The organism is Streptomyces tatrensis (assembly GCF_049310065.1).
GTDB lineage: Bacteria > Actinomycetota > Actinomycetes > Streptomycetales > Streptomycetaceae > Streptomyces.
Map to the genome: position 1 here is coordinate 6,522,345 of NZ_JBMDLB010000011.1, position 23,494 is coordinate 6,545,838.

General features: G+C 71.8%; 20 protein-coding genes. 13 read left to right on the top strand and 7 right to left on the bottom strand.

The window, feature by feature from the left end; all coding sequences use genetic code 11:
• The first annotated feature begins 3 nt into the window (after positions 1–3).
• Positions 4–2,016, top strand: coding sequence for a radical copper oxidase GlxA (glxA, locus tag ACODT5_RS45720; protein WP_422524766.1), 2,013 nt, complete (start codon positions 4–6; stop codon positions 2,014–2,016).
• 177 nt (positions 2,017–2,193) lie between these two features.
• On the opposite strand, the gene ACODT5_RS45725 is transcribed toward glxA, so the two are convergent.
• A complete protein-coding gene (locus ACODT5_RS45725; RefSeq protein ID WP_422524767.1) occupies positions 2,194–3,213 on the bottom strand; it encodes a glycoside hydrolase family 6 protein in 1,020 nt (339 codons plus the stop codon).
• A gap of 326 nt (positions 3,214–3,539) precedes the next feature.
• Positions 3,540–4,562 carry an ArsR/SmtB family transcription factor gene (locus ACODT5_RS45730; protein ID WP_422524768.1) on the bottom strand — a complete coding sequence of 341 codons (1,023 nt, stop codon included), beginning with the start codon at positions 4,560–4,562 and terminating at the stop codon, positions 3,540–3,542.
• 222 nt (positions 4,563–4,784) lie between these two features.
• Here ACODT5_RS45730 and ACODT5_RS45735 point away from each other — a divergent pair, with 222 nt between their 5' ends.
• The 6 genes from ACODT5_RS45735 to ACODT5_RS45760 all read left to right on the top strand — a co-directional run bounded on the left by ACODT5_RS45735 (position 4,785) and on the right by ACODT5_RS45760 (position 10,612).
• Complete coding sequence (locus tag ACODT5_RS45735) at positions 4,785–6,098, top strand: MFS transporter (protein WP_422524769.1); 1,314 nt, start codon at positions 4,785–4,787, stop codon at positions 6,096–6,098.
• A 21-nt stretch (positions 6,099–6,119) separates the two neighbouring features.
• A complete protein-coding gene (locus tag ACODT5_RS45740; RefSeq protein WP_422524770.1) occupies positions 6,120–6,629 on the top strand; it encodes a MarR family winged helix-turn-helix transcriptional regulator in 510 nt (169 codons plus the stop codon).
• 105 nt (positions 6,630–6,734) lie between these two features.
• Positions 6,735–7,811, top strand: coding sequence for an MBL fold metallo-hydrolase (locus tag ACODT5_RS45745; RefSeq protein ID WP_422524771.1), 1,077 nt, complete (start codon positions 6,735–6,737; stop codon positions 7,809–7,811).
• Positions 7,812–7,883: 72 nt separating this feature from the next.
• A complete protein-coding gene (locus ACODT5_RS45750) occupies positions 7,884–8,213 on the top strand; it encodes a DUF3817 domain-containing protein (RefSeq protein ID WP_385369130.1) in 330 nt (109 codons plus the stop codon).
• 84 nt (positions 8,214–8,297) lie between these two features.
• Positions 8,298–9,998 (top strand): coenzyme B12-dependent isobutyryl-CoA mutase large subunit, encoded by a 1,701-nt coding sequence (locus ACODT5_RS45755; protein ID WP_422524772.1) that lies wholly within the window; start codon positions 8,298–8,300, stop codon positions 9,996–9,998.
• A gap of 62 nt (positions 9,999–10,060) precedes the next feature.
• Positions 10,061–10,612, top strand: a complete 552-nt coding sequence (locus ACODT5_RS45760) for a hypothetical protein (RefSeq protein ID WP_422524773.1) — start codon at positions 10,061–10,063, stop codon at positions 10,610–10,612.
• On the opposite strand, the gene ACODT5_RS45765 is transcribed toward ACODT5_RS45760, so the two are convergent.
• Positions 10,554–11,216 (bottom strand): TetR/AcrR family transcriptional regulator, encoded by a 663-nt coding sequence (locus ACODT5_RS45765; RefSeq protein ID WP_422524774.1) that lies wholly within the window; start codon positions 11,214–11,216, stop codon positions 10,554–10,556. The genes ACODT5_RS45760 and ACODT5_RS45765 overlap by 59 nt on opposite strands.
• Before the next feature lie 250 nt (positions 11,217–11,466).
• Here ACODT5_RS45765 and ACODT5_RS45770 point away from each other — a divergent pair, with 250 nt between their 5' ends.
• The 4 genes from ACODT5_RS45770 (at position 11,467) to ACODT5_RS45785 (ending at position 15,654) form a co-directional block, all read left to right on the top strand.
• Complete coding sequence (locus ACODT5_RS45770; protein ID WP_422524775.1) at positions 11,467–12,474, top strand: tetratricopeptide repeat protein; 1,008 nt, start codon at positions 11,467–11,469, stop codon at positions 12,472–12,474.
• A gap of 590 nt (positions 12,475–13,064) precedes the next feature.
• Positions 13,065–13,706, top strand: a complete 642-nt coding sequence (locus ACODT5_RS45775) for a DUF6230 family protein (RefSeq protein ID WP_422524776.1) — start codon at positions 13,065–13,067, stop codon at positions 13,704–13,706.
• A 111-nt stretch (positions 13,707–13,817) separates the two neighbouring features.
• On the top strand, positions 13,818–14,420 hold the full coding sequence (locus tag ACODT5_RS45780; protein ID WP_422524777.1) for a DUF6114 domain-containing protein: 603 nt from the start codon (positions 13,818–13,820) through the stop codon (positions 14,418–14,420).
• A complete protein-coding gene (locus ACODT5_RS45785; RefSeq protein WP_422524778.1) occupies positions 14,410–15,654 on the top strand; it encodes a hypothetical protein in 1,245 nt (414 codons plus the stop codon). Before ACODT5_RS45780 ends, ACODT5_RS45785 begins: the two co-directional genes overlap by 11 nt.
• 119 nt (positions 15,655–15,773) lie before the next feature.
• On the opposite strand, the gene pyk is transcribed toward ACODT5_RS45785, so the two are convergent.
• From pyk to pta, 3 genes are all read right to left on the bottom strand, one after another.
• Positions 15,774–17,204 carry a pyruvate kinase gene (pyk, locus tag ACODT5_RS45790; RefSeq protein ID WP_422524779.1) on the bottom strand — a complete coding sequence of 477 codons (1,431 nt, stop codon included), beginning with the start codon at positions 17,202–17,204 and terminating at the stop codon, positions 15,774–15,776.
• A gap of 63 nt (positions 17,205–17,267) precedes the next feature.
• A complete protein-coding gene (locus ACODT5_RS45795; RefSeq protein WP_422524780.1) occupies positions 17,268–18,482 on the bottom strand; it encodes an acetate/propionate family kinase in 1,215 nt (404 codons plus the stop codon).
• 54 nt (positions 18,483–18,536) lie between these two features.
• Positions 18,537–20,618, bottom strand: a complete 2,082-nt coding sequence (gene pta / locus ACODT5_RS45800; protein ID WP_422524781.1) for a phosphate acetyltransferase — start codon at positions 20,616–20,618, stop codon at positions 18,537–18,539.
• A 310-nt stretch (positions 20,619–20,928) separates the two neighbouring features.
• Between pta and ACODT5_RS45805 the strand changes: the two genes are divergently transcribed.
• Positions 20,929–21,954, top strand: coding sequence for an ATP-dependent 6-phosphofructokinase (locus ACODT5_RS45805; RefSeq protein WP_422524782.1), 1,026 nt, complete (start codon positions 20,929–20,931; stop codon positions 21,952–21,954).
• 195 nt (positions 21,955–22,149) lie between these two features.
• On the opposite strand, the gene ACODT5_RS45810 is transcribed toward ACODT5_RS45805, so the two are convergent.
• A complete protein-coding gene (locus tag ACODT5_RS45810; protein ID WP_422524783.1) occupies positions 22,150–22,773 on the bottom strand; it encodes a helix-turn-helix domain-containing protein in 624 nt (207 codons plus the stop codon).
• Positions 22,774–23,080: 307 nt separating this feature from the next.
• Here ACODT5_RS45810 and ACODT5_RS45815 point away from each other — a divergent pair, with 307 nt between their 5' ends.
• Positions 23,081–23,458 (top strand): MerR family transcriptional regulator, encoded by a 378-nt coding sequence (locus ACODT5_RS45815; RefSeq protein WP_422524784.1) that lies wholly within the window; start codon positions 23,081–23,083, stop codon positions 23,456–23,458.
• The last annotated feature ends 36 nt before the right edge of the window (positions 23,459–23,494 follow it).

The window sequence follows — 23,494 nt, forward strand, 5'->3', positions numbered from 1 at the left end:
GCCATGGAGTACCGCCCTTCGAAGCAGTTCAAGAAGACGGCCCTGGGCGCCGGAGCCGTCGCCCTGGTGCTCGCGCTCAACGCGCCCGCCGCGCTCTCCTTCGCCGGAGACCGCTACCACTCGTACAAGATCGGGCGGGCCGGCTACCGCGTCCAGTACGGCTCGTGGGGGCTGATCGGCCTCCCCGAGGAGTACCGGATCAACGCCATGCACGCGGCGCTGCTGCGCACCGGCAAGGTGCTGCTGATCGCCGGCTCCGGCAACGACCAGCGCAACTTCGACAAGGGCAGCTTCTCCACCGTCCTGTGGGACCCGGAGGACGACAGCTTCAAGAAGATCCCGACCCCGGAGGACTTCTTCTGCTCGGGCCACAGCCAACTCCCCGACGGACAGCTCCTGGTGGCCGGCGGCACCGCGCGCTACGAGGTGCTCGACGGGAAGGTCACCCGGGCCGGCGGCGGCATGCGGGTCAAGAACGAGAGCCCCGACAAGGCGGTCACCCTGGCGAAGGGCACCGTCTTCCGGTCCCCCTCCGGCGTCGAGTACGTGTCGAAGTTCGCCGTCACCGTCCCCAAGGCCACCCGGCGGTTCGAGATCGCCCACGGGAGCGGCGGGCAGATGATGCCGTGGAAGACCAAGGTGGTCGCGGCCGAGGCGCGGGTCTTCGTGGAGGCGGTCCGGGAGGGCGCCGCCGGGCTGACGACCCAGGCCGCCCAGTACGCGGTGGCCGGGCTGACCGGCAAGGACGCCGGCAACGTCTACGGGCTCGCGGAGCGGCTCAGCGCCGACAAGCAGGACTTCCAGGGCATCAAGTCCGCCTACGAGTTCGACCCCGTGGCGGAGAAGTACGTACCGGTCGACCCGATGAGGGACGCCCGCTGGTACCCGACCCTGGTGGGGCTCCAGGACGGGCGGGTCCTCGCCGTGTCCGGGCTCAACGACGTGGGCGACGTCGTACCCGGCGACAACGAGTACTACGACCCGAAGACGAAGAAGTGGTCCAAGGGCCCCTTCCGCTACTTCCCGACGTACCCCGCCCTCTTCCTCACCCAGGGCGGCAAACTGCTCTACACCGGCTCCAACGCGGGCTACGGCCCCAAGGGCAAGGGACGCGAACCGGGCGTGTGGGACCTGGCGACCAACCAGTACCGCAAGGTCGGCGGACTCGCCGACCCCGACCAGCTGGAGACCTCCTCCTCCGTACTGCTCCCCCCGGCCCAGGACCAGAAGGTGATGGTGCTCGGCGGCGGCGGAGTCGGCGAGTCCAGGCTGTCCACGGACCGCACGGCCGTCGTGGACCTCAAGGCGGAGGTGCCGGTCTTCCGGTCGACGGCCAGGCTGCCGCAGGGCGTGCGCTACCTCAGCAGCGTGCTGCTGCCCGACGACTCCCTCTTCACCACGGGCGGCTCCGCCGACTACCGGGGCCGGGGCGCCAGCGACATCCGCAAGGCGCAGTTCTACTACCCGCGCACCGACACCTTCGTGGCCGCCGCGGCTCCGAAGGTCGGCCGCAACTACCACTCCGAAGCCCTGCTGCTGCCCGACGGGCGGGTGGCGACCTTCGGCTCCGACCCGCTCTTCGCGGACAAGGACAACACCAGACTGGGCCGGTTCGAACACCGGCTGGAGGTGTACAGCCCGCCCTACCTCCACCGGGACCCGGCGCTGCGGCCGGTCCTGGGGGAGGGGCCCGAGGAGGCCGAGCTCGGCGGCTCCGCCACCTTCGAGGCGCCGCGGGCCGAGCGGATCCAGCGGGCCCGGCTGATGCGGCCGAGCGCGGTCACGCACACCACCGACGTGGAGCAGCGCTCGATCGAGCTCGGGCTGGCGAAGACGGCCGGCACGGTGACGGTCACCGTGCCCGCGGACCCCACGCTGGTGCCGCCCGGCTGGTACATGCTGTTCGTGACGGACGCGGACGGCACCCCGTCGGTGGCGAAGTGGGTCCGCGTGCGGCCGGCGCCGGAGCCGGAGCCGCCGCCGTCGGCGGAGTCGCGGGACGGCTGGCTGAGTTAGGGGCGGGACGCCCTAGGCCGTCTCTTTCGGATCTTGCCGGGCCCGCGCCGTCCGGCACCGCACCTCGCCGCTCTGCCGGGGCTCCCGAGTACGTCCAGTACGCGGGAGCCCCGGCAGCGCGGCGAGGCACGGCACCGGACGACGCGGGCCTGACCGACAAGATCCGAAAGAGACGCCCTAGTCCGTGGAACGCCGGGCCAGGCCCAGGGCGTAGTCCGGCCACCACGTCCCGGCCGGGGGGCCGCCGCGGCAGGTACCGTCCGATTCGCCGGGGCGCTTGACCCAGAGGTACGCGTCCACGAGCGGGTCGCCCGTCCCGTCGGTCGGGGGCGTGCCCAGCGCGCGGCCCGGCGGGTTGCACCAGGCCTGGCCGCGGTCGCCCTGGAGCGGGCCGTCGCCGTTGCGGCTGGTGTCGATGACGAAGTGCTTGCCCTTGGTGGCCTTGGAGAGGGCGGCGCCGTACTCCCGGCCGGCCGCGCTGGGCTGGAAGTTGGAGACGTTGAGGGCGAAGCCGTCGGCGCGGTCGAGTCCCGCCTTGTAGAGGGGGTCGACCAGCTTCTTCGGGTCCGGGATCCAGGCCGGGTTGCCGGCGTCCAGGTAGACCTTGGTGTTCTTGTTGCGCTTGAGCCGGTCGACGGCCTCGGAGAGCAGTCGCAGCCGCTCGTCGCGGTGGCCGGCCCGGGTGCAGCCGTCCACGAGGTGCGGGATCGCGTCCGGCTCCAGGACGACCAGCGCCTTGGTGTCGGCGATGTTGTCGGCGAAGGCGCCGATCCAGCTCCGGTACGCGGCGGCGTCCCGGGCGCCGCCCGCCGAGTGCTGCCCGCAGTCCCGGTACGGGATGTTGTACGCGACGAGGACCAGGGTGCGGCCTGCCGTACGGGCGCTCGCCCTGGCCCGGCGGATCTCGGGGCCGGGGTCGCCGGCCGGACCCCACAGGGCCATCGGCCGGTCGGCGATGCGGCGCAGCACCTGGGCGTCGCTGTTGCGGCCCTGCGCCTCCCAGGCGGCGACCTGGCGGGCGGCGTCGCTCTGCGGGTCCACCCAGAACGGGGACTCGTCGACGAGTCCGATCCCTGCCGGGTGGTGGGGCGGGGCGGATTCCGGCTGGGCGGTGGGGGTGGCGCTGCATGCCGCTGTCGCGGCCAGGACCAGGGCTGTCGTGAGGAGGGCGGCGGGGCGTCTGCGGGGGGCTGGCATCCGGCTTCCTCGGGGCGAAGGGGGCGGGGCGGGGCGGGGCGGGGCGGTCGGGCGGCGGGCGCGGCCGCGGCCGCGGGCCGGGTCATCGTGACATGGGGCAGGTGGGGAGGGGTGCGACAGCGCCGCGTGCGTACGGGTGCAGCTGCGGGGAGCCGGGGGGCTTGGTCCCCTACCCGCCCTTCCTCCGTTCCCCGGGCGCTGCCCGGACCCGGCAAAGCCCGGGCTGCGCCCGAGCCCCTGGGGCTCCGCCCCAGACCCCGCGCCTCAAACGCCGGCGGGGCTGGGTTTACCCCGGGCCGAGCTGGATGTGCCTGGCAGGGGTGGGATTACGCCGGTGGGAGTGGGTTGGCTCCGGCGGGGGTGGGTTCGGTGGAGCCGCCCGTCAGGGCGATGGCCAGGGGGGTGCGTTCGTAGAGGATCTGGTGGCCGTGGCGGGAGGGGATGAGGAGGCCGGCCTGCTGGAGGGTTTTCAGGTGGGACGAGACCGTGGAGGGGGCCAGGGACAGGCGGTGGGCCAGGGCGGTGGTCGAGGCCGGCTCGGTCAGGGCGCACAGGACGTCCGCGCGGGCGCGGCCCAGGAGGCGGGCCAGGGCCTGCGGGGCCGGGCCGGCCGGGGCCGTCCACAGGGCGCCGATGCCCCGGGCCGGGTACACCAGGGTCGGCTGCCACGGCGGGTCGTAGCCGCCCACCACCTCCGGCCAGACGAAGGCGCTCGGCATGAGGAGGAGCCCCTGGCCGTCGAGGGAACGGTCGTGGTGGCCCCGGCGGGCGATGCTGAGGGTGTTCCCCGACGAGCGCAGATCCGGGTGGAGGCCGTCGAAGAGGGCCTCCAGCCCGCCCGCGGCCAGCCGCCGGGAGTGGAACAGGACGTCCGCCTCCAGCAGGGCGCGCAGCCGGGGCCAGTGCGGGGCGACCAGCGCCCGCCAGGCCTGCTCGTAGAGGTCGGCCAGCTCCTGGACCGCCCGCTCCGGGTCGGCCAGCATCCGCTGCCCGGCCGCGCTCTCCAGGGCGCCCGGGGTGCAGACCAGGGAGCGCCGCAGGTCCTCCCGGGCCGCCTGCGGATCGGCGGCCCGGACCCGGGCCAGCTCCTCCTCGAAGGTGACCGACGGCCCCGTCGGGGGCGGGCTGAGGAAGTCCGGGTTGTGTCCCGTGCGCGGCATCAGCAGCCACAGCGGCCGCAGGTCCAGCCCGGCGGCCGCCGTGCGGATCCCGCGGAGCCAGGGCAGGTGGTAGGCGTGGCGCCGCCGGTCCTGCAGGACCCGTACCGCCTCCTGGGTCTCCCAGCGGGGCGAGATCGAGAACCGGCAGCGCAGCAGGTCGGCGGGGCCGAACCGGAAGTGGAAGGGCACGGGGCGGGTCCCTCCGGGGGTGGGACGGGTGGGACGGGTGGGCGGACGGACGGGTGACGTGGTGCGGGCGGCGGGGTGCGGGCTGGGCGACGGGCCGCTGGTCCGGACTGCCCGGCCGGCGGACCGGACCGCCAGGCTGCCCGGCCGCCGGGCCGGAAGCGGGTGATTCGGGTGGGGGCGAATCTCTGGTACCCCAGCCTAGGCGCCGCCAGGGTGCACCGTATGACCACCGCCAACCAGGGCGCACCCGCCGCCGAGCCGCATCCCGCCGCCGAGCCGCATCCCGTCCCCGGGCCGCCCGAGCGGCCCCCCGCGCCGGAACCCGTCGGATACCGGGCCGTCTTCCGGGTCGGGGAGTTCCGGCCGGTCTTCGCCGCGCACCTGCTGTCCGTGCTCGGCGTCGTCATCGCCGAGATCTCCCTCACCGTCCTCGTCTACCGCGCCACCGGCTCCCCCCTGATGAGCGCGCTCACCTTCGCCCTCGGCTTCCTCCCCTACGCCCTCGGCGGCACCCTCCTCGCGCCGCTCGCCGACCGGCTCCCCGCCCGCCGCGTGCTCGTCGGCTGCGACCTCGTCTGCGCGGCCTGCGCGGCGGCCATGGCAGCGCCGGGCACCCCGGTCGCGCTGCTCCTCGTCCTGCGCTGCGCGATGGCCTTCGTCGCGCCGCTGTTCCAGGGCACCCGCAGCGCCTCCCTCGCCGACGTCCTCGGGGCCACAGACGCGTACGTCCTGGGCCGCTCGCTGCTGCGCATGGTGGCGCAGAGCGCCCAGCTGATCGGCTTCGGGCTCGGCGGGCTGCTGCTCACCGTGCTGGCCCCGCGCGGGGCCATCCTCCTGACGGCCGCCGGTTTCCTCGGCTCCGCCCTCCTGCTGCGCCTGGGCACCCGGGCCCGGCCCGCCCGGAGCGCGGGCGCCGGTTCGCGGGTCTCCCCGCTCGCCGGGCTGCGCGCCGTGCTGGGCCACCGCCGGCTGCGGGCCCTGACCCTGCTGTCCTGGCTGCCGCCGCTCTTCGTGGTCGTGCCCGAGGCGCTGCTGACGCCGTACGCCACCGGCCTCGGCATCTCCACCGCCGGGCTCGGGCTGCTGATGTGCGCGATGCCGGCCGGAGCCATCGCGGGGGAGGTGTGGGCGGGCTCCGCGCTCACCGCCCGAACGCGTTCGCGGATCACGGCCCCGCTCGCCGCCGTCTCGCTGCTGCCGCTGCTCGCGTACGCCGTCCGGCCCGGGCTGCCGCTCCTGCTGGCCGCGCTCGTCCTGGCCGGGCTGGCCCACGCGTACACCCTCGGGCTCGACCAGTGGTACGTCGAGGCCGTACCCGAGGACCTGCGCGGCCGGGCGATGACCTTGCTCAGCACCGGCCTGATGACCCTTCAGGGCGTCGGCATGGCGCTCGCCGGAGTCGCGGCGGAGTTCCTGTCCGTCCACGTGGTGGTGGCGTCGGCCGCGGTGCTGGGCACGGGGGTCGTCCTGCTGCTGCTCGCCGAGGTGCGCCGGACGGACGGGCCGAGGCGTGAGACGGATCCCGCGGCCAAATGACCGCCCGGTAGGGTCTGATGCGTGCCCAAGCCGCTCAGTCTTCCCTTCGACCCGATCGCCCGCGCCGACGAACTCTGGCAGCAACGCTGGGGCCCGGTCCCCTCGATGGCCGCGATCACCTCGATCATGAGGGCGCACCAGATCCTGCTCGGCGAGGTCGACGCGGTCGTCAAGCCGTACGGTCTGACCTTCGCGCGCTACGAGGCGCTGGTGCTGCTGACCTTCTCCAAGGCCGGGGAACTGCCGATGTCGAAGATCGGCGAGCGGCTGATGGTGCACCCGACGTCGGTGACGAACACGGTGGACCGGCTGGTGAAGTCCGGCCTCGTCGCCCGGCGCCCGAACCCGAACGACGGGCGCGGCACCCTCGCGTCGATCACGGACAAGGGCCGCGAGGTGGTCGAGGCGGCCACGAAGGCGCTGATGGAGGTCGACTTCGGGCTGGGAGCCTACGACGCCGAGGAGTGCGGGGAGATCTTCGCCCTCCTGCGCCCGCTCCGGGTGGCCGCGGCCGACTTCGACGAGAAGTGACCCTCCTCGCCCCGGCCCCCGTCCCCCCGGTCTGACGCGGGCGGCGCCGTCCCCGGTGGCGGCGTACGCTCGGCAGGGGTGCCCGGAATGGACCGCGGAGGGCCGATGACCGCGCTCGGTGACCTGATCGAGATCGACGACCGGACCGTACTGGTCCTCGGGCAGGGGCTGGACCTCGCCCACGGGCAGCCGGACGTCGCCAATGCCCTCGTGCACCGGGCCGGCGACACCCTCGTGGTCGTCGACACCGGAGTCACCACGGCCTTCCGTACGGCGCTGCTGGAGGCGACCGGCCGCGTCGGCCCCTGGTCCCGGGCCCTGGTGCTCACCACGCACGGCCACCTCGACCACGTCGGCAACAACGACCTGGCCGACGGCCTGGGCGTACCGGCCGAGCACTGGGTCCCCGCCCCCGACCTGCCGCAGATGCGGGACCCGGCCGAGTACTGGTTCAGGGCCTTCGAGCGGGCCGCCGGGGCCGCGGCGCTGCCCGACCCGGGGCGGACCGCGGCCGGGCTGGTCGCGCTCTTCCGGCCGATGCGGCCCCTGGGCGCGAAGACCCGGACCTACGAGGAGCGGCCGCTGGAGCGGATCCGGATCGGCCCGCTGCGGTTCACCGGCTGGACCTTCGCAGACGGCGCGGTCCGGGTGCTGCGGAGCCAGGGCCACTGCGCCGGGCACGTGATCGTGCACCTCCGGGACGCCGGTGTCCTCCACCTGTCCGACGAGGGCAACGGGCCCTGCGGTGCGATGGTCGACGCCGACCAGCTCAAGATCCAGACCGTCCTGGCCTCCGCGGCCCTCCTCTTCGAACGGGGGGAGTCGGAGCTGCTCACCGACGGGCACACCTTCGCCGTGCGCCGCCGTGCCGAAGCGGCGTCCTACCTGGAAGGCGTGCTGGAGCAGGCCACCGCGCTGCAGAGGGTGGCGCTGGGGCTGACCGGGGAGGGCGAGCGGGTCCGGCCGGACGCGTTCGCGGGGGCCGTCGCGGAGCTGGGCATCGGCGGGGCCAACCCGAACGCGCTGTTCACCGCCATGGTGGCGGTCAACCTGCTCCACGAGCTCGGTCTGCGGCCGGAGTCGGACGCCGTCGACGCGCCCTGGTCGCGGCCCCCGCTCCGCAACCCGGCGCCGACCCCGGCGCCGACCCCGGCGCCGGCCGCGCCGCACGGCTCCGGCTGACCCGGGCGGGCGGCAGGGCGGCGACCCGGCCCGCGTCAAGATCGTGCAAACCGGACGGCTAGGCTCGACGGCATGAAACGAAGCGTGCTCACCCGCTACCGCGTCATGGCCTACGTGACCGCGGTCATGCTCCTCATCCTCTGTGCCTGCATGGTGGCGAAGTACGGCTTCGACACCGGCGCCGACCTGACCTTCGCGGTCTCGCAGGCGCACGGTGTGCTGTTCATGGTCTACCTGGTGTTCGCCTTCGACCTGGGCTCCAAGGCCAAGTGGCCGTTCGGCAAGCTCCTGTGGGTCCTGGTCTCCGGCACCATCCCGCTCGCCGCGTTCTTCGTGGAGCGGGGCATCCGCGCCGAGGTCGAGCCCCTCATCGCGGGCGACCCGGCCGCCGCCCGCGCCTGACCTCAGCTGATCCAACCGCCCCCGGGGTGACTCCCCGGGGGTTTGCCATCGACATTTACTAGGACGTCCTAGTAAATTCAGAGCATGGACGCTGACGCCATTGAGGAAGGCCGCCGTCGCTGGCAGGCCCGGTACGACAAGGCCCGCAAGCGCGAGGCCGATTTCACGACGCTCTCCGGAGATGACGTCGACCCCGCCTACGGACCCCGCCCCGGCGACTCGTACGAGGGCTTCGAGCGCATCGGCTGGCCGGGGGAGTACCCGTACACCCGCGGCCTGCACGCCACCGGCTACCGGGGGCGGACCTGGACCATCCGGCAGTTCGCCGGGTTCGGGAACGCCGAGACGACCAACGAGCGCTACAAGATGATCCTGGCCGCCGGCGGCGGCGGGCTCTCCGTCGCCTTCGACATGCCCACCCTGATGGGGCGCGACTCCGACGACCCCCGCGCGCTCGGCGAGGTCGGCCACTGCGGGGTGGCCATCGACTCCGCCGCCGACATGGAGATCCTCTTCAAGGACATCCCGCTCGGCGACGTGACCACCTCGATGACGATCAGCGGACCCGCCGTCCCCGCCTTCTGCATGTACCTGGTGGCCGCCGAACGCCAGGGTGTCGACCCGGCCCTCCTGAACGGGACGCTCCAGACCGACATCTTCAAGGAGTACATCGCCCAGAAGGAGTGGCTCTTCGAGCCCGAGCCGCACCTGCGCCTCATCGGCGACCTCATGGAGTACTGCGCGAACGGCATCCCCGCCTACAAGCCGCTCTCCGTCTCCGGCTACCACATCCGCGAGGCCGGGGCCACGGCCGCGCAGGAGCTCGCGTACACCCTCGCCGACGGCTTCGGGTACGTGGAGCTGGGCCTCTCGCGCGGGCTGGACGTGGACCACTTCGCGTCCGGGCTCTCCTTCTTCTTCGACGCGCACCTCGACTTCTTCGAGGAGATCGCCAAGTTCCGCGCCGCCCGCCGGATCTGGGCCCGCTGGATGAAGGAGGTGTACGGGGCGAAGTCCGAGAAGACGATGTGGCTGCGCTTCCACACCCAGACGGCCGGGGTCTCCCTCACCGCCCAGCAGCCCTACAACAACGTCGTGCGCACCGCGGTGGAAGCCCTCGCGGCCGTCCTCGGCGGCACCAACTCCCTTCACACCAACGCCCTCGACGAGACCCTCGCGCTGCCCAGCGAGCAGGCCGCCGAGATCGCCCTGCGCACGCAGCAGGTGCTGATGGAGGAGACGGGCGTGGCCAACGTGGCCGACCCGCTGGGCGGCTCCTGGTTCGTCGAGCAGCTCACCGACCGCATCGAGGCCGACGCCGAGAAGATCTTCGAGCAGATCAAGGAGCGCGGGCTGCGCGCCCACCCGAACGGGCAGCACCCGATCGGCCCGATCACCTCGGGCATCCTGCGGGGCATCGAGGACGGCTGGTTCACCGGCGAGATCGCCGAGTCGGCCTTCCAGTACCAGCGCTCCGTGGAGAAGGGCGACAAGCGCGTCGTGGGCGTCAACGTCCACCACGGCTCGGTCACCGGGGACCTGGAGATCCTGCGGGTCAGCCACGAGGTGGAGAAGGTCCAGGTCCGCGAGCTCGCCGAGCGCAAGGCCGCCCGGGACGACGCGAAGGTGAAGGCGGCCCTGGACGCCATGCTGGCCGCCGCCCGCGACGGGTCGAACATGATCCCGGCGATGCTCGACGCGGCGCGCGCCGAGGCCACGATGGGCGAGATCTGCAACCTGCTGCGGGACGAGTGGGGCACGTACACGGAGCCGCCGGGCTTCTGACGGCCCGTCGTCCGTGACGTGGGCCCGCCCCGATCCGAAGGACACGCCCTAAGGTGGCGGCCATGACAGGCCGCCGCCTTCCCGTCCCCGTGTACGGGGTCAGTGCCCGCGTGCTCATGCAGACCAACTGCGGGCCGTACGCGTACATCGCCGCCGATTTCGAGCCGCCCGGCCCGTCGGGGCTGACGGAGGTCCTCAACGCCGTGCCGGCGCACCGCCGGCTGCCCGAGGTGTACGCGGCCTGCGTGCGCGCGGGCATCGTGCGCGGCCTCGACGGGGTGGCGGCCTCGGTGCTGCTGACCGACGCCCAGGTCCACGAGGTGGACTCCTCGGAGTACGGCTACCGGCTCGCCGGGCTCGAAGCGGGCCGGGCGGCCCTGCTGGCCTCCGGGCTGCTGCCGCCGGAGGAGGCCGACAGCCTGCGCTGGGCCGACTGGCCGGGGCGCCCGAGGCCCTGGCCCGGCCACAACCCGCGCTCGGAGGCACTGATCGCCTCGGCGCCGGCCTGGTGCGAGGACTTCACGCCGCTGTCGGACGGCGGCCGGCCCGCGGTGGTCACGCCGCCGGAGCGGGGCCGGAAGGGGCGGCGGCGGAACCCCGGAGGCCGTACATGAGCAGGGCCGTGAAGGTGGCCACCCACAGCTCGTCCACCGGCTCGGAGCTGACCAGCGCACGGTGGACCACCGTGCCCGCGATCACGTCGAAGATCAGGTCCGTGGTGTGGGAGGCGAGGGACTCGTCCTCCTCGTAGGGGAGTTCGCCCCGGGCCTGCGCCCGTTCGCGCCCCAGTACGACGAGACGTTTCTGCCGGTCCACGATCGCCGACCGGATGCGGTCCCGCAGGGCCTCGTCCCGGGTGGACTCGGCGACGACCGCCATCAGCGCGGTACGGGCCTCCGGGCGCCGCAGCAGCGCCGCGAACTGGAGCACCACGTACTCGATGTCGGCTTCTAGCGAGCCCCGGTCGGGGAGTTCGAGGGAGTCGAAGAGTTCCGCGACGGCGTCCACGACCAGTTCGCTCTTGCCCGACCAGCGCCGGTAGAGGGTGGTCTTCGCGACCCCGGCCCGCACCGAGACGTCCCCCATCGTCAGCTTCGACCAGCCCAGCTCCACCAGCGCGTCCCGGGTCGCGGCCAGGATGGCGGCGTCCGCCGCGGCGCTGCGCGGGCGTCCGGTGCGGCCGGGCGGGCATGAGGTGTCCGAGCTGGGGTTGCGCATGGCCGAGACCATACCCGCCGGTAGCAGAGCCGACCGGCCCCCCGGGCGTGTGGTTCAGATCACGGGGCGCGGGCGGGCGGGGGGAGTTACGCTACGACTCGTAGCGTAAGAGCGACAACCACGCGAAGAGCTACCGGCGCCAGGTGGGGACCCGGCGCCACAGCAGTAGGAGAAGCACGGCAGGTACCGCGATCGGTTCGTTTCAGCCGATCTTTTTCGTCGGCGCGCGCACTCGGGGGAGGATGTACGCATGCAGCCCAGAAACATGTCCATGAGCGGCGTCGTCGACCTCGCCGCCGTGAAGGCCGCCGGCGAGGCCAAGGCCAAGGCCGAGCAGGCCCGCGCCGACGCGGCCCGGAAGGCCGCTCAGGGCGGTGCGTCCGCGCCCGCCGGGGCCGTTCCGCCCTCCGCGCTCGTCTTCGACACCGACGAGACCCGCTTCGAGAGCCATGTGGTCCCGCTCTCGGGCGAGGTTCCGGTCATCCTCGACTTCCGCGCCGAGGGCTTCGAGCAGGGGCAGGAGCTGAGCCTGCTGCTGGAGCGGCTCACCATCGAGGCGAACGGCCGCCTCGCGCTGGCCGCCCTCGATGTCGCCGCCAACCAGAACCTGATCCGAGAGTTCCGCATCCAGGCCCTCCCGGCCGTCTTCGCCGTGGTCGCGGGCCAGGCGATGCCGCTGTTCCAGGACTTCGCGTCCGAGGGCGAGGTCCGCGGGGTCCTGGCCCAACTGGTCCAGATCGCCGAGGAGCGCTTCGGGGTCATCGGCGTCGAGGTGGACCCCGGCGCCGAGGGCGCCGCCGCCCCGGGTCCGGGCGCGGTGGAGGCCGAGGAGCCGGCCGGTCCGTACGACGCGCTGCTCGACCAGGCGATCGAGGCGCTGGACGCCGACGACCTGGACGGGGCGGTGCGCGCCTACAAGGCCGTGCTCGCGGCCGATCCCTCCAACACCGACGCCAAGCTGGGCCTCGCCCAGTCCGAGCTGTTCGCCCGGGTCAAGGACATGAACCCGCAGGCGGTGCGCGCCGCGGCGGCCGAGAACCCGAAGGACCCGGCGGCGCAGATCGCCGCGGCCGACCTGGATCTGGCCGGCGGTCACGTGGCGGACGCCTTCGGGCGGCTGGTGGACACCGTGAAGGTGACGTTCGGTGAGGACCGTGACGCGGTGCGCGTACGGCTGCTGGAGATGTTCGAAGTGGTCGGTTCGGACGACCCGCTCGTGACCTCGGCCCGTACCGCGCTCGCCAGGGTGCTGTTCTAGACCGGCACAGGACCGACACAGCACCGGCACACGCCGGTGATTTGTTGACACGGAGATAAACAGCGGCCGCGCTTTGCCAAAACTTGGCAATCGCGGCCGCTGTTACTCGCAGTAAATCGAACCCCGTGAACTGTCCGGTGTGTTCACTCTTCCCCCGGTCTGTCGTGGCCTTCGGTGACACCCTGCGTTGCCGCCCGACAGGGGCAGGACTCCCGCAGGTTATCTGGCCGTTACCCGCCAGTAACGAACCCCCTTGTGCCCCGCTCGTGAATGGACCACGATCGGCGACGCCCGGTCCTTCCCGCAGAGCCGCTCATCCGGAGCCGCGGTGGAGGGTCCCCACCGGGCCGGCCTGTGGCAGTGGCACCGGCCGTGGGACAGGGGGGTCTCCGTCACATGGCGGGGCCTGTCCTCCAGGTTGCGCGAACGCGTGGCCAAGTGGTTGTCGCTCGGGGGTGAACGCCGGTGTACGGACGCGGCATTGCCGCGGCTCGGCCGCTCGCGCTCCTTCCCGAGGACGTAGCACTTCTCCCATCCCAGGACGGGCACCGCCCGGACCGGAGATGTACGTCCGAGAAGGAGGAACGAACATGATTTCCCAGATTCGTGGCGGGACCAGATGGAAGCGCTTCGCGCTCGTCATGGTGCCGAGCATCGCCGCCACGGCGGCGGTCGGTGTGGGTCTGGCGCAGGGTGCCCTCGCGGCGTCCTTCAGCGTCTCGGGCCAGGACTTCAAGGTCAGTGCCGACTCGCTCGTCGGTACCGACATGATCCAGTACGGCAGTGTGGCCCAGGGCGCGACCCTGGAGTCGGACAAGAAGTCCTACCACCCGGTGATCATCTCTGGCTTCAAGGAAGCCACGATCACCAACATGTGCCAGTCGCTGGTGACGAAGACCCCGCTCGGCAACATCACCATGCAGCTGAGGACGGGTCACAAGGGCTCGCCCGCCGAAGCGAAGAACATCTACCTCGACGTCGCCGAGCTCGACGCGGACGCCGTCCTGAAGGACCTCGACATCGGTGTCGCGGCTGGTGACGGCACGCACGCCACCAAGCCGAAGGAGGGCACGCTGGCGGACGGCGCCCTGTTCTCGCAGCGCGCCAAGACGGCCACGCTGACGAACGTGCGCCAGAAGGCGTGGGCGACGACGGCGGGTACCTTCACCCTGCCCGACCTCAACCTGCGCCTGTACGGCGGCGACAAGCCGTGCTACCAGGACGGGAAGTAGTCCGTCCGGACTCCTGACCGGACGGGCCGGGGACGACGGCCACCGTCGTCGTCGGCCCGTCCGGGCTCCACATCGTTCTCCGTACCACCCGTTTTCAGGGAGCTGTTGTCCATGAACCCCCAGGCCCCGGTTTACGTGCGCGCCGAAGACGACGCCTGGCTCACGGTGGCGTACTACCACTTCCACGCCTGGAGCGGTCGCCGCCCCTTCTGGGCCGGTCTGGTCACCCTCCTCGGTGGCCTTCCGATCGGCTACATCCCGTACGCGGACGTCCGCCTCGGCAACGTCACCTTCGCGATGGCGACGACGGCCGGCGCCGGCTCACTGATCATCGGCGTCCTGCTGATCACCCTGGGCCTTGCGCTCTGGTTCCAGCAGGGCATCCGGATCTTCGCCGGAGTCGCCGCGATCCTGCTGGCGCTGGTGTCCCTGCCGGTGTCGAACCTCGGTGGCTTCGGCGTCGGGTTCATCCTCGCGCTGGTCGGCGGCGGCCTCGCGCTGGCCTGGGTGCCGGGCGGGCCGGCCGAGACCGTGCAGGCACAGGCCGTGCAGGCACAGGCCGTGGACCTCGGCAAGGACGCGGGGGGTTCGCCGCCGCAGGAGACGCAGCAGACGATCCCCCAGGTTTTCCCGGGACAGCGCGAGACGGAAACGACGGCATACGCGAGCGAGACGACTGCCCACGCCGATGGCGGGAGGAACAGTGCGGGGTGACGAAACGCAACGGGGCGAGGCTCCGGGTGCGGAGTCCCGTGAAAGGAAGGGCCCGCGCCACGCGGCGCCCAGGAAGTCGCTGCTGACCAAGATCCAGATACCCGTCGGCAAGACGATGGCGCTGGCCGCCATGCCGACCGCGGTCTTCGTCGGCATGAGCATGGCGCCGAAGCTGGCCGTGGCCGACGACAAGGACATCCCCTTCGCGCCCGGACCGTGCGTGACGCGGTCCGACGAGCCCGCGGAGTCGCCCTCCCCGTCGGCATCGAAGAAACCTTCCAAGACCCCGTCCAAGGCTCCGCGGGCGACGCCCGCACCGGGCAAGTCGCCGACGTCGGTGCCCGCGCCGAGCACGAGCCCGTCGGCGTCGAAGGCCGTCGAGAAGCCCGGCCTCATGCCGGCGGCGCTGCCCACGGCCAAGACGGCGAACCCGCTGGACCCGCTCGGTGTCGGCGAGGCCGTCACGGGCCTGGTCAACGAGATCGCGGCGCCCCTCACGGGCGCCAAGGCGACTCCGACCCCGACCACCACGGCAACCACCGCGCCCGCTCCGGACCCGATCGCGGCCGCGATCCGCGACGCCGCGAAGACGGCCGGCGTCACGGTCTCGGAGCTCTCCGAGGAGGTCAAGCGCACCGCGACCGCCCCGAAGGACGAGACGGGCACGACCAAGCCGAAGCCCAAGCCGGTGCCGGAAACGGCCACGGAAGGCGGCAAGGCCGGCAAGGGCAAGAAGGGGAAGGAGCCCTTCCCCTGCCCGACCTACGACGCCAAGGCCATTGCCGACGCCAAGCTGGAGCAGGGCATCCCGCTGCTCCCGGACGAGCCCTGGTACCTGGACAGCTCGCTGCTGACGCTCTACGGCCTCGACTACGAGGGCATCGTCGAGGTGAAGACGGCGGGCGGCAAGACCAAGACGGTCCTGAAGTTCACCGCGGACTCGCTGGACATCAAGGACCTCTACCAGACGGTCGGCAAGAACCCGTACATCTCCCACCTGAAGTCCCGTCCGGGGTCCACCTCGAAGATCCGCGGGGCCAAGGTGACGATGTACACCGAGAGCCTCAAGGGCAACCTCTTCGGGCTGATCCCGATCGAGTTCACCCCGAAGAGCCCGCCGCCCCTGAACGTCCCCTTCGCGTTCTTCACGAACGTCAAGGTCGTCCAGGCCGGCCAGTTCGGCGGCACCCTGACCGTCCCGGGCCTCAAGAGCTACATCGGCCCGGCGGAGTAGTCCCGTACGGCCTCGCGCGGCCGCACGCACCGAGGGCGGCACCCCGGATCCTCATCGGATCGGGGTGCCGCCCTCGGTCTCTGTGCGGCAGAGTTTCGTTCAGTACGGCGGGTGCGAGGTCAGTCGCGGGCGCCGCTGCCCAGGTGATGGACCCGGACCATGTTGGTCGTACCGGGGACGCCGGGGGGCGAGCCGGCGGTGATGATCATGGTGTCGCCCTTGTTGTACCGCTTGAGCTTGAGCATCTCCACGTCCACCAGGTCGACCATGGAGTCGGTGTTGTCCACGTGCGGGACGACGTAGGACTCGACGCCCCAGCTCAGCGTGAGCTGGTTGCGGGTGCCCTCGTCGGTGGTGAAGGCCAGGATCGGCTGGTTCGCGCGGTAGCGCGACAGGCGGCGGGCGGTGTCACCGGAGTGGGTGAAGGCGACCAGGGCCTTGCCGTCCAGGAAGTCCGCGATCTCGCAGGCCGCGCGGGCGACGGAGCCGCCCTGGGTGCGGGGCTTCTTGCCCGGGACCAGCGGCTGCAGGCCCTTGGACAGGAGCTCCTCCTCGGCCGCCTCGACGATCTTCGACATCGTCTTGACGGTCTCGATCGGGTAGGCGCCGACCGAGGACTCGGCGGACAGCATGACCGCGTCCGCGCCGTCGAGGATCGCGTTGGCGACGTCGGAGGCCTCCGCGCGCGTCGGGCGCGAGTTGGTGATCATCGACTCCATCATCTGGGTCGCGACGATCACCGGCTTGGCGTTGCGGCGGCACATCTCCACGAGGCGCTTCTGCACCATCGGGACCTTCTCGAGCGGGTACTCGACGGCGAGGTCGCCACGGGCGACCATGACCGCGTCGAAGGCCGCGACGACGCCCTCCATGTTGGCGACGGCCTGCGGCTTCTCGACCTTGGCGATGACGGGGACCCGGCGGCCCTCCTCGTCCATGACCTTGTGGACGTCCTTGACGTCCTCGGCGTCACGCACGAAGGACAGGGCGACCATGTCGCAGCCCATCCGCAGGGCGAAGCGGAGGTCGTCGACGTCCTTCTCCGACAGGGCGGGGACGTTGACGGCGGCACCCGGCAGGTTGATGCCCTTGTGGTCCGAGATGACACCGCCCTCGATGACGATGGTCTTGACCCGGGGGCCCTCGACCTCGGTCACCCGGAGCTCGACGTTGCCGTCGTTGATCAGGATCTGGTCGCCCTTGGAGACGTCGCCGGGCAGACCCTTGTAGGTCGTGCCGCAGATCGACTTGTCACCCGGGACGTCTTCGGTGGTGATGGTGAACTCGTCACCGCGGACGAGCTCGACGGGACCCTCGGCGAAGGTCTCCAGGCGGATCTTCGGGCCCTGGAGGTCGGCGAGGACGCCGACGGCGCGCCCGGTGTCCTCGGAGACCTTCCGGACGCGGTCGTACCGCTCCTGGTGTTCTGCCTGGGAGCCGTGGCTGAAGTTGAATCGGGCCACGTTCATACCGGCCTCTACGAGAGCTTTCAGCTGCTCGTAAGAGTCGACGGCGGGGCCCAGCGTGCAGACGATTTTGGAACGGCGCATGGAGCGGATCCTATCGGTTTGTTTCGTAGCGGAATATTCCACCTGGCGGAAAGTCCAAAGTGACTAACCGGTAACCAGCGCGTACGTCTGGCTGGCGATCTCCAGTTCCTCGTCCGTCGGGACCACGGCCACCGCCACCCGCGCGTACTCCGCGGAGACCAGGCGCGGCTCGGGGGACCGTACCGAGTTGGCCTCCAGGTCGAGGGCCAGGCCCAGTTCGGCCAGACCGGCCAGGGCCATCTCCCGGATCTCGGACGAGTTCTCGCCCACGCCCGCCGTGAAGGCCACCGCGTCCACCCGGCCGAGGACGGCCGAGTAGGCGCCGATGTACTTCTTCAGGCGGTGGATGTACGAGGCCAGGGCCAGGCGGGCGGAGGCGTCGCCCTCCGCCGCCCGCCGCTGCACCTCGCGCATGTCGTTGTCGCCGCACAGACCCAGCAGACCGCTCTTCTTGTTGAGCAGCGAGTCGATCTCGTCGACGGACATGCCCCCGACCCGGGCCAGGTGGAAGACGACGGCCGGGTCCAGGTCGCCCGAACGGGTGCCCATGACCAGGCCCTCGAGCGGGGTCAGCCCCATGGAGGTCTCCACGCAGACGCCGCCGTGCACGGCCGAGGCCGAGGCGCCGTTGCCCAGGTGGAGCACGATCACGTTGACGTCCTCCTCGGCCTTGCCGAGGAGCCGGGCGGTGGCCCGGGCGACGTAGGCGTGCGAGGTGCCGTGGAACCCGTACCGCCGGATGGAGTACTTGTCGGCCGTCGCGGTGTCGATCGCGTACCGCGCCACGTGCTCCGGCATGGTCGAGTGGAAGGCCGTGTCGAAGACGGCGACCTGCGGCAGGTCGGGGCGCAGCTCCCGCGCCACCTCGATGCCGGTCACGTTCGCCGGGTTGTGCAGCGGGGCGAGCGGGATCAGGGCGCGGATCTCGGCCAGCACCGCGTCGTCGATCAGCGTCGGGTGCGTGAACTTGGTCCCGCCGTGCACCACCCGGTGGCCCACGGCGGCCAGCTCGGGGGAGTCCAGGCCCAGCCCGTCGGCGGCCAGCTCCGCCGCGACGGCCCGCAGCGCCGCACCGTGGTCGGCGATCGGACCGGTCGTCACGCGCTTGCCCCCCGCGGCGCCCGGACCGGTCAGCGGCTCATGACTGAGCCGTGAGGTCTCCTCGCCGATGCGCTCCACCAGACCGACCGCCAGGCGGGAGGAGTCCGCCATGTCGAGCAGCTGGTACTTCACCGACGAGGAGCCGGAGTTGAGGACGAGTACGCGCGATGCGGTCACGATGGGGGTCTTTCCTTTGCGGTGGGGTCTGGGTGAGGTCTCGGCGGGAGGGGCTCAGCCGGCCACGGGCGGGGACTGCGCCTGGATCGCGGTGATGGCCACGGTGGTGACGATGTCCTGGACCAGGGCGCCGCGCGAGAGGTCGTTGACGGGCTTGCGCAGACCCTGCAGGACCGGGCCGACCGCCACCGCGCCGGCCGAGCGCTGCACGGCCTTGTACGTGTTGTTGCCGGTGTTGAGGTCGGGGAAGATCAGCACCGTCGCGCGGCCGGCCACCTCGGACTCGGGCAGCTTGGTCGCGGCGACCGAGGGCTCCACGGCGGCGTCGTACTGGATCGGACCCTCGATCAGCAGGTCGGGGCGCTGCTCGCGGACGAGCTCGGTGGCCTTGCGGACCTTGTCCACGTCCGCGCCCGAGCCGGAGGTGCCGGTGGAGTACGAGAGCATCGCGATCCGCGGCTCCAGGCCGAACGCGGCGGCGGTGGTCGCCGACTGGACGGCGATGTCGGCGAGCTGCTCGGCGTTGGGGTCCGGGTTCACGGCGCAGTCGCCGTAGGCGAGGACCTTGTCGGCCAGGCACATGAAGAAGACCGAGGAGACGATGGACGCGTCGGGCTTGGTCTTGATGATCTCGAAGGCCGGGCGGATGGTGGCGGCGGTGGAGTGCACCGAGCCGGAGACCATGCCGTCGGCGAGGCCCTCCTGGACCATCAGGGTGCCGAAGTAGTTGACGTCGGTGACCACGTCGTGGGCCAGCTCGACCGTCATGCCCTTGTGGGCGCGGGCCTTGGCGTAGTACTCGGCGAACCGTTCCCGCAGCGGGGAGGTCGCCGGGTCGATGAGCTGGGCGGACGAGATGTCGATGCCCAGGTCGGCGGCCTTCTTCAGGATCGCCTGCTCCTCGCCCAGCAGGGTGAGGTCGCAGACCCCGCGGCGCAGCACCACGTCCGCGGCGCGCAGCACGCGCTCCTCGGTGCCCTCGGGGAGGACCACGCGGCGGCGCTCGGCGCGGGCCTGCTCCAGCAGCTGGTTCTCGAACATCATCGGCGTGACCCGCTCGGAGCGGGCCACCGAGAGCACCTCGCGCAGTTCGGCGGTGTCCACGTGGCGCTCGAACAGGCCGAGCGCGGTCTCCAGCTTGCGCGGGGTCGCGGAGTTCAGCCGGCTCTGCAGCGCGAAGAGTTCGGCGGCCGTCGGGAAGCTGTTGCCCGCCACCGAGACCACCGGGGTGCCCGGGGCCAGCTTGGCGGCCAGCGTCAGGATGTCCTTGCCCGGGCGCTCGTTCAGCGTCAGCAGCACACCGGCGATCGGCGGGGTGCCGGAGGTGTGCGCGGCGAGCGCGCCGATGACCAGGTCGGAGCGGTCTCCGGGGGTGACGACCAGGCAGCCGGGGGTCAGGGCGTTGAGGAAGTTGGGCAGCATGGCCCCGCCGAAGACGAAGTCCAGGGCGTCGCGGGCCAGTCCGGCCTCGTCGCCGAGGAGCACCTCGCCGCCGAGCGCCCGGGTGATCTGGGCGACCGTCGGGGCGGACAGGTGCTTGTCGTCCGGCAGGACGTAGCAGGGCACGGGGAGCCGGGCGGCCAGGCGCTCGGCTATCACCTCGCGGTCCTCGGCGGCCACCCGGTTGACGACCATCGCGCCGACGTGGCAGCCCAGGGCCTCGTACGCGCGGTAGGCGTTGCGGGTCTCGGCGCGCACGGCCTCGGCCGGGTGCTTGGTGCCACCCACGACGGGGATGACCAGCGCGCCCAGCTCGTTGGCGAGGCGGGCGTTGAGCGCCAGCTCGTCGGGGAGGTTGGTGTCGGCGTAGTCGGTGCCGAGGACCAGCATGACCTCGTAGTCGCGCGCCACCTTCTGGTAGCGGGCGACGAGCTGGGAGACCAGTTCGTCGGTGCCCTTCTCGGCCAGGATGGCGGAGGCCTCGTGGTACTCCATGCCGTACGCCGTCGCGGCGTCCTGGTCGATCCGGTACCGACCCTTGAGCAGGTCGAAGAGCCGGTCGGGCCCGTCGTGCAGCAGGGGGCGGTACACGCCCACCCGGCCAGTCTGGCGGGTCAGGAGCTCCATGATGCCCAGCTCGACGACCTGGCGGCCGTCCCCCCGCTCGATACCCGTCACGTACACGCTGCGCGTCACGCGTGCTCTCCGTCCCAATTCGACTCGGTTGTCCCAGTAAATATGGGCTTGACCTCTTGACAATACCCCCGCGATTCCTTAGGGCGCCCGCCGGGAGAAGGGCCTGCCGGAGGGGGCCGAAAGGCCCTGCGGGCCCTCGTGGGGGGCACGCCACAGAGCGCGCGCGACCCGGAGCGCGTGGAACAATCGGACAGGCTTCATCAATACGCCCTTCATACGGCACCTCATACGGCATCTCATATGTACGTCGGTCGGCTGGACGCCCGCACGCGAACAGCCGGGTACGACCAGGAGCAGGAGACACAGCACGATGCGTATCGGAGTTCTCACCGCAGGCGGCGACTGCCCGGGCCTCAACGCTGTCATCCGGTCGGTCGTACACCGTGCCGTGGTCGGGCACGGGGACGAGGTCATCGGCTTCGAGGACGGCTTCAAGGGCCTCCTCGACGGCAACTACCGCCCCCTCGACATCAACGCGGTCAGCGGCATCCTCGCCCGCGGCGGCACGATCCTCGGATCGGCCCGCATGGAGCGCGCCCGCCTCCACGAGGCGGCCGAGAACGCCGTCGAACTGGCCAAGCGCTACGGCATCGACGCCCTGATCCCGATCGGCGGCGAGGGCACCCTGACGGCCGCCCGGATGCTGTCGGACGCCGGCATGCCGGTCGTCGGCGTGCCGAAGACCATCGACAACGACATCTCCTCCACGGACCGCACCTTCGGCTTCGACACCGCCGTCATGGTCGCCACGGAGGCCATCGACCGCCTCAAGACCACCGCCGAATCGCACCAGCGCGTCATGGTCGTCGAGGTCATGGGCCGGCACGCGGGCTGGATCGCCCTGGAGTCCGGCATGGCCGGCGGCGCCCACGGAATCTGCCTGCCGGAGCGCCCCTTCGAGGTGGACGCCCTGGTCAAGATGGTGGAGGAACGATTCGCCCGCGGTAAGAAGTTCGCCGTCATCTGCGTGGCCGAAGGCGCGCACCCCGGCGAGGGCTCCATGCCGTACGAGAAGGGCGCGATCGACCAGTACGGTCACGAGCGCTTCGCCGGCATCGGCAGCCGCCTCGCCGTCGAACTGGAGCGGCGCCTGGGCAAGGAAGCCCGCCCGGTCATCCTCGGCCACGTCCAGCGCGGCGGCACCCCCACCGCCTACGACCGCGTCCTCGCGACCCGCTTCGGCTGGCACGCCGTCGAGGGCGTCCACCGCGGCGACTTCGGCAACATGACCGCCCTGCGCGGCACCGACATCGTCATGGCCCCGCTGGCCGACGCCGTCACCGAGCTGAAGACCGTCCCCGAGGACCGCATGTACGAGGCCGAGTCCGTCTTCTGACCGACCCCGCGGCCGGGACTTCCGTCACCGGTCCGGCCGCCGAAAGGCCCGGTCCGCACCGCCCCTCCGGGGCCGCCGACCGGCCCCCGGGACGGGCCCCCCGCCCCGACTTCGAACGCCGAAAGGCCCCGATCGCGTCCTCGTCCGGACGCGGTCGGGGCCTTTCCCGTAGGGAGCCCGCGGGCGGAATGTGTCCTACGACGCACCCCCGGCGAGGTACCAGAACCGCTCCACGATGTCGCTGAGGTACTCACGTCCCGAGTCGCCGTTGCCGGCCTCGCCCTGACCGCCGCCCCAGCTGAGGGTCGCCACCATCCGCGACTGGTACTCGCCGTGCAGCTGCTCGAGCACCCGCTCCAGGTGCGCCTTCGGCACCGGAAGCAGCTTGGTCAGCGGCTTCACGTACGCCTGCCAGCGCGTGGTCACCGCGCTGCGCAGCAGCTCGGCCAGCTCCTCGTGCTTGCCGGTCGCCGTCACGAACTGGGCCAGCGTCAGCCCCAGGGCCGTCGCCAGCGCGGCGGACTGCCGCTCGTTGCCCTTCCAGCGGCCGGAGTCCTCCATCTTCTGGTACGCACTCGCCTCGACCCCGACCCGGCGGGCCAGGTCATCGGCGGCCAGGCCCCGGGCGATGCGGTGTTCCCGCAGGGTGACGGGCTCCGCGAGCAGCTCGCCGGGGGAACACCAGAGCACGCCGGCCAGGGCGGTGAGCTCGGGGGAGGTGGGCGAAATCTCGCCACGCTCCCACGCCATCACGGTCTCGGGAGTGACGAGCAGTCCGTACTGGGCGCGCAGGCCATAGGCGACATGACCGGGAGCCATGCCCAGGGCAGCGCGGAGACGACGCGCGGCGGGGGCATTGAAAGGGGGGCTGGAGTGCACATGGCACACCGTAGGAGTGGCCGAGGCTCGGCGACTACAGACCAATCAAACAAGCCCATAACTCGTAGGAACGTCCTATGGAGTAAAGGGCTTTGGTCCGATTTCTCTGTGACTGTCCGGTAATCGGGGCGATCCGTGATCCACTTCCCAGCGTACGTTTCCGGCCGCCGCAGCGGTAGCCCCGTGCACGATCCCCTCACGCGATCTCCTTGCCTTGACGTCGGCGTCAAGGACTACCGTCGGGGCCATGCGAATCGGCGAACTGGCCGAGCGTGCGGGCACCAGCACCCGCACGCTCCGGTACTACGAGTCGCGGGGACTGCTGCCCGCCCGGCGCGACGCGAACGGCTACCGCACCTACGACGAGGAAGACCTGCGGCTGCTCCGCCAGATCCGCACGCTCCAGGACTTCGGCTTCGACCTGGAGGAGACCCGCCCGTTCGTGGAATGCCTGCGCGCCGGGCACCCGTCCGGCGACTCCTGCCCGGCCTCGCTGGCCGTCTACCGGCGCAAGCTCACCGAACTGGACGGCCTGATCGGCCGCCTCGGTGACGTGCGCGACCAGGTCGCCGGCCAGCTCGCCGAAGCCGAAGCGGCACAGCCCAGGTGCGAGATGACCGGCTGACCCGGTCGGGACGAGAGAAGAGACCACGATGGGGGA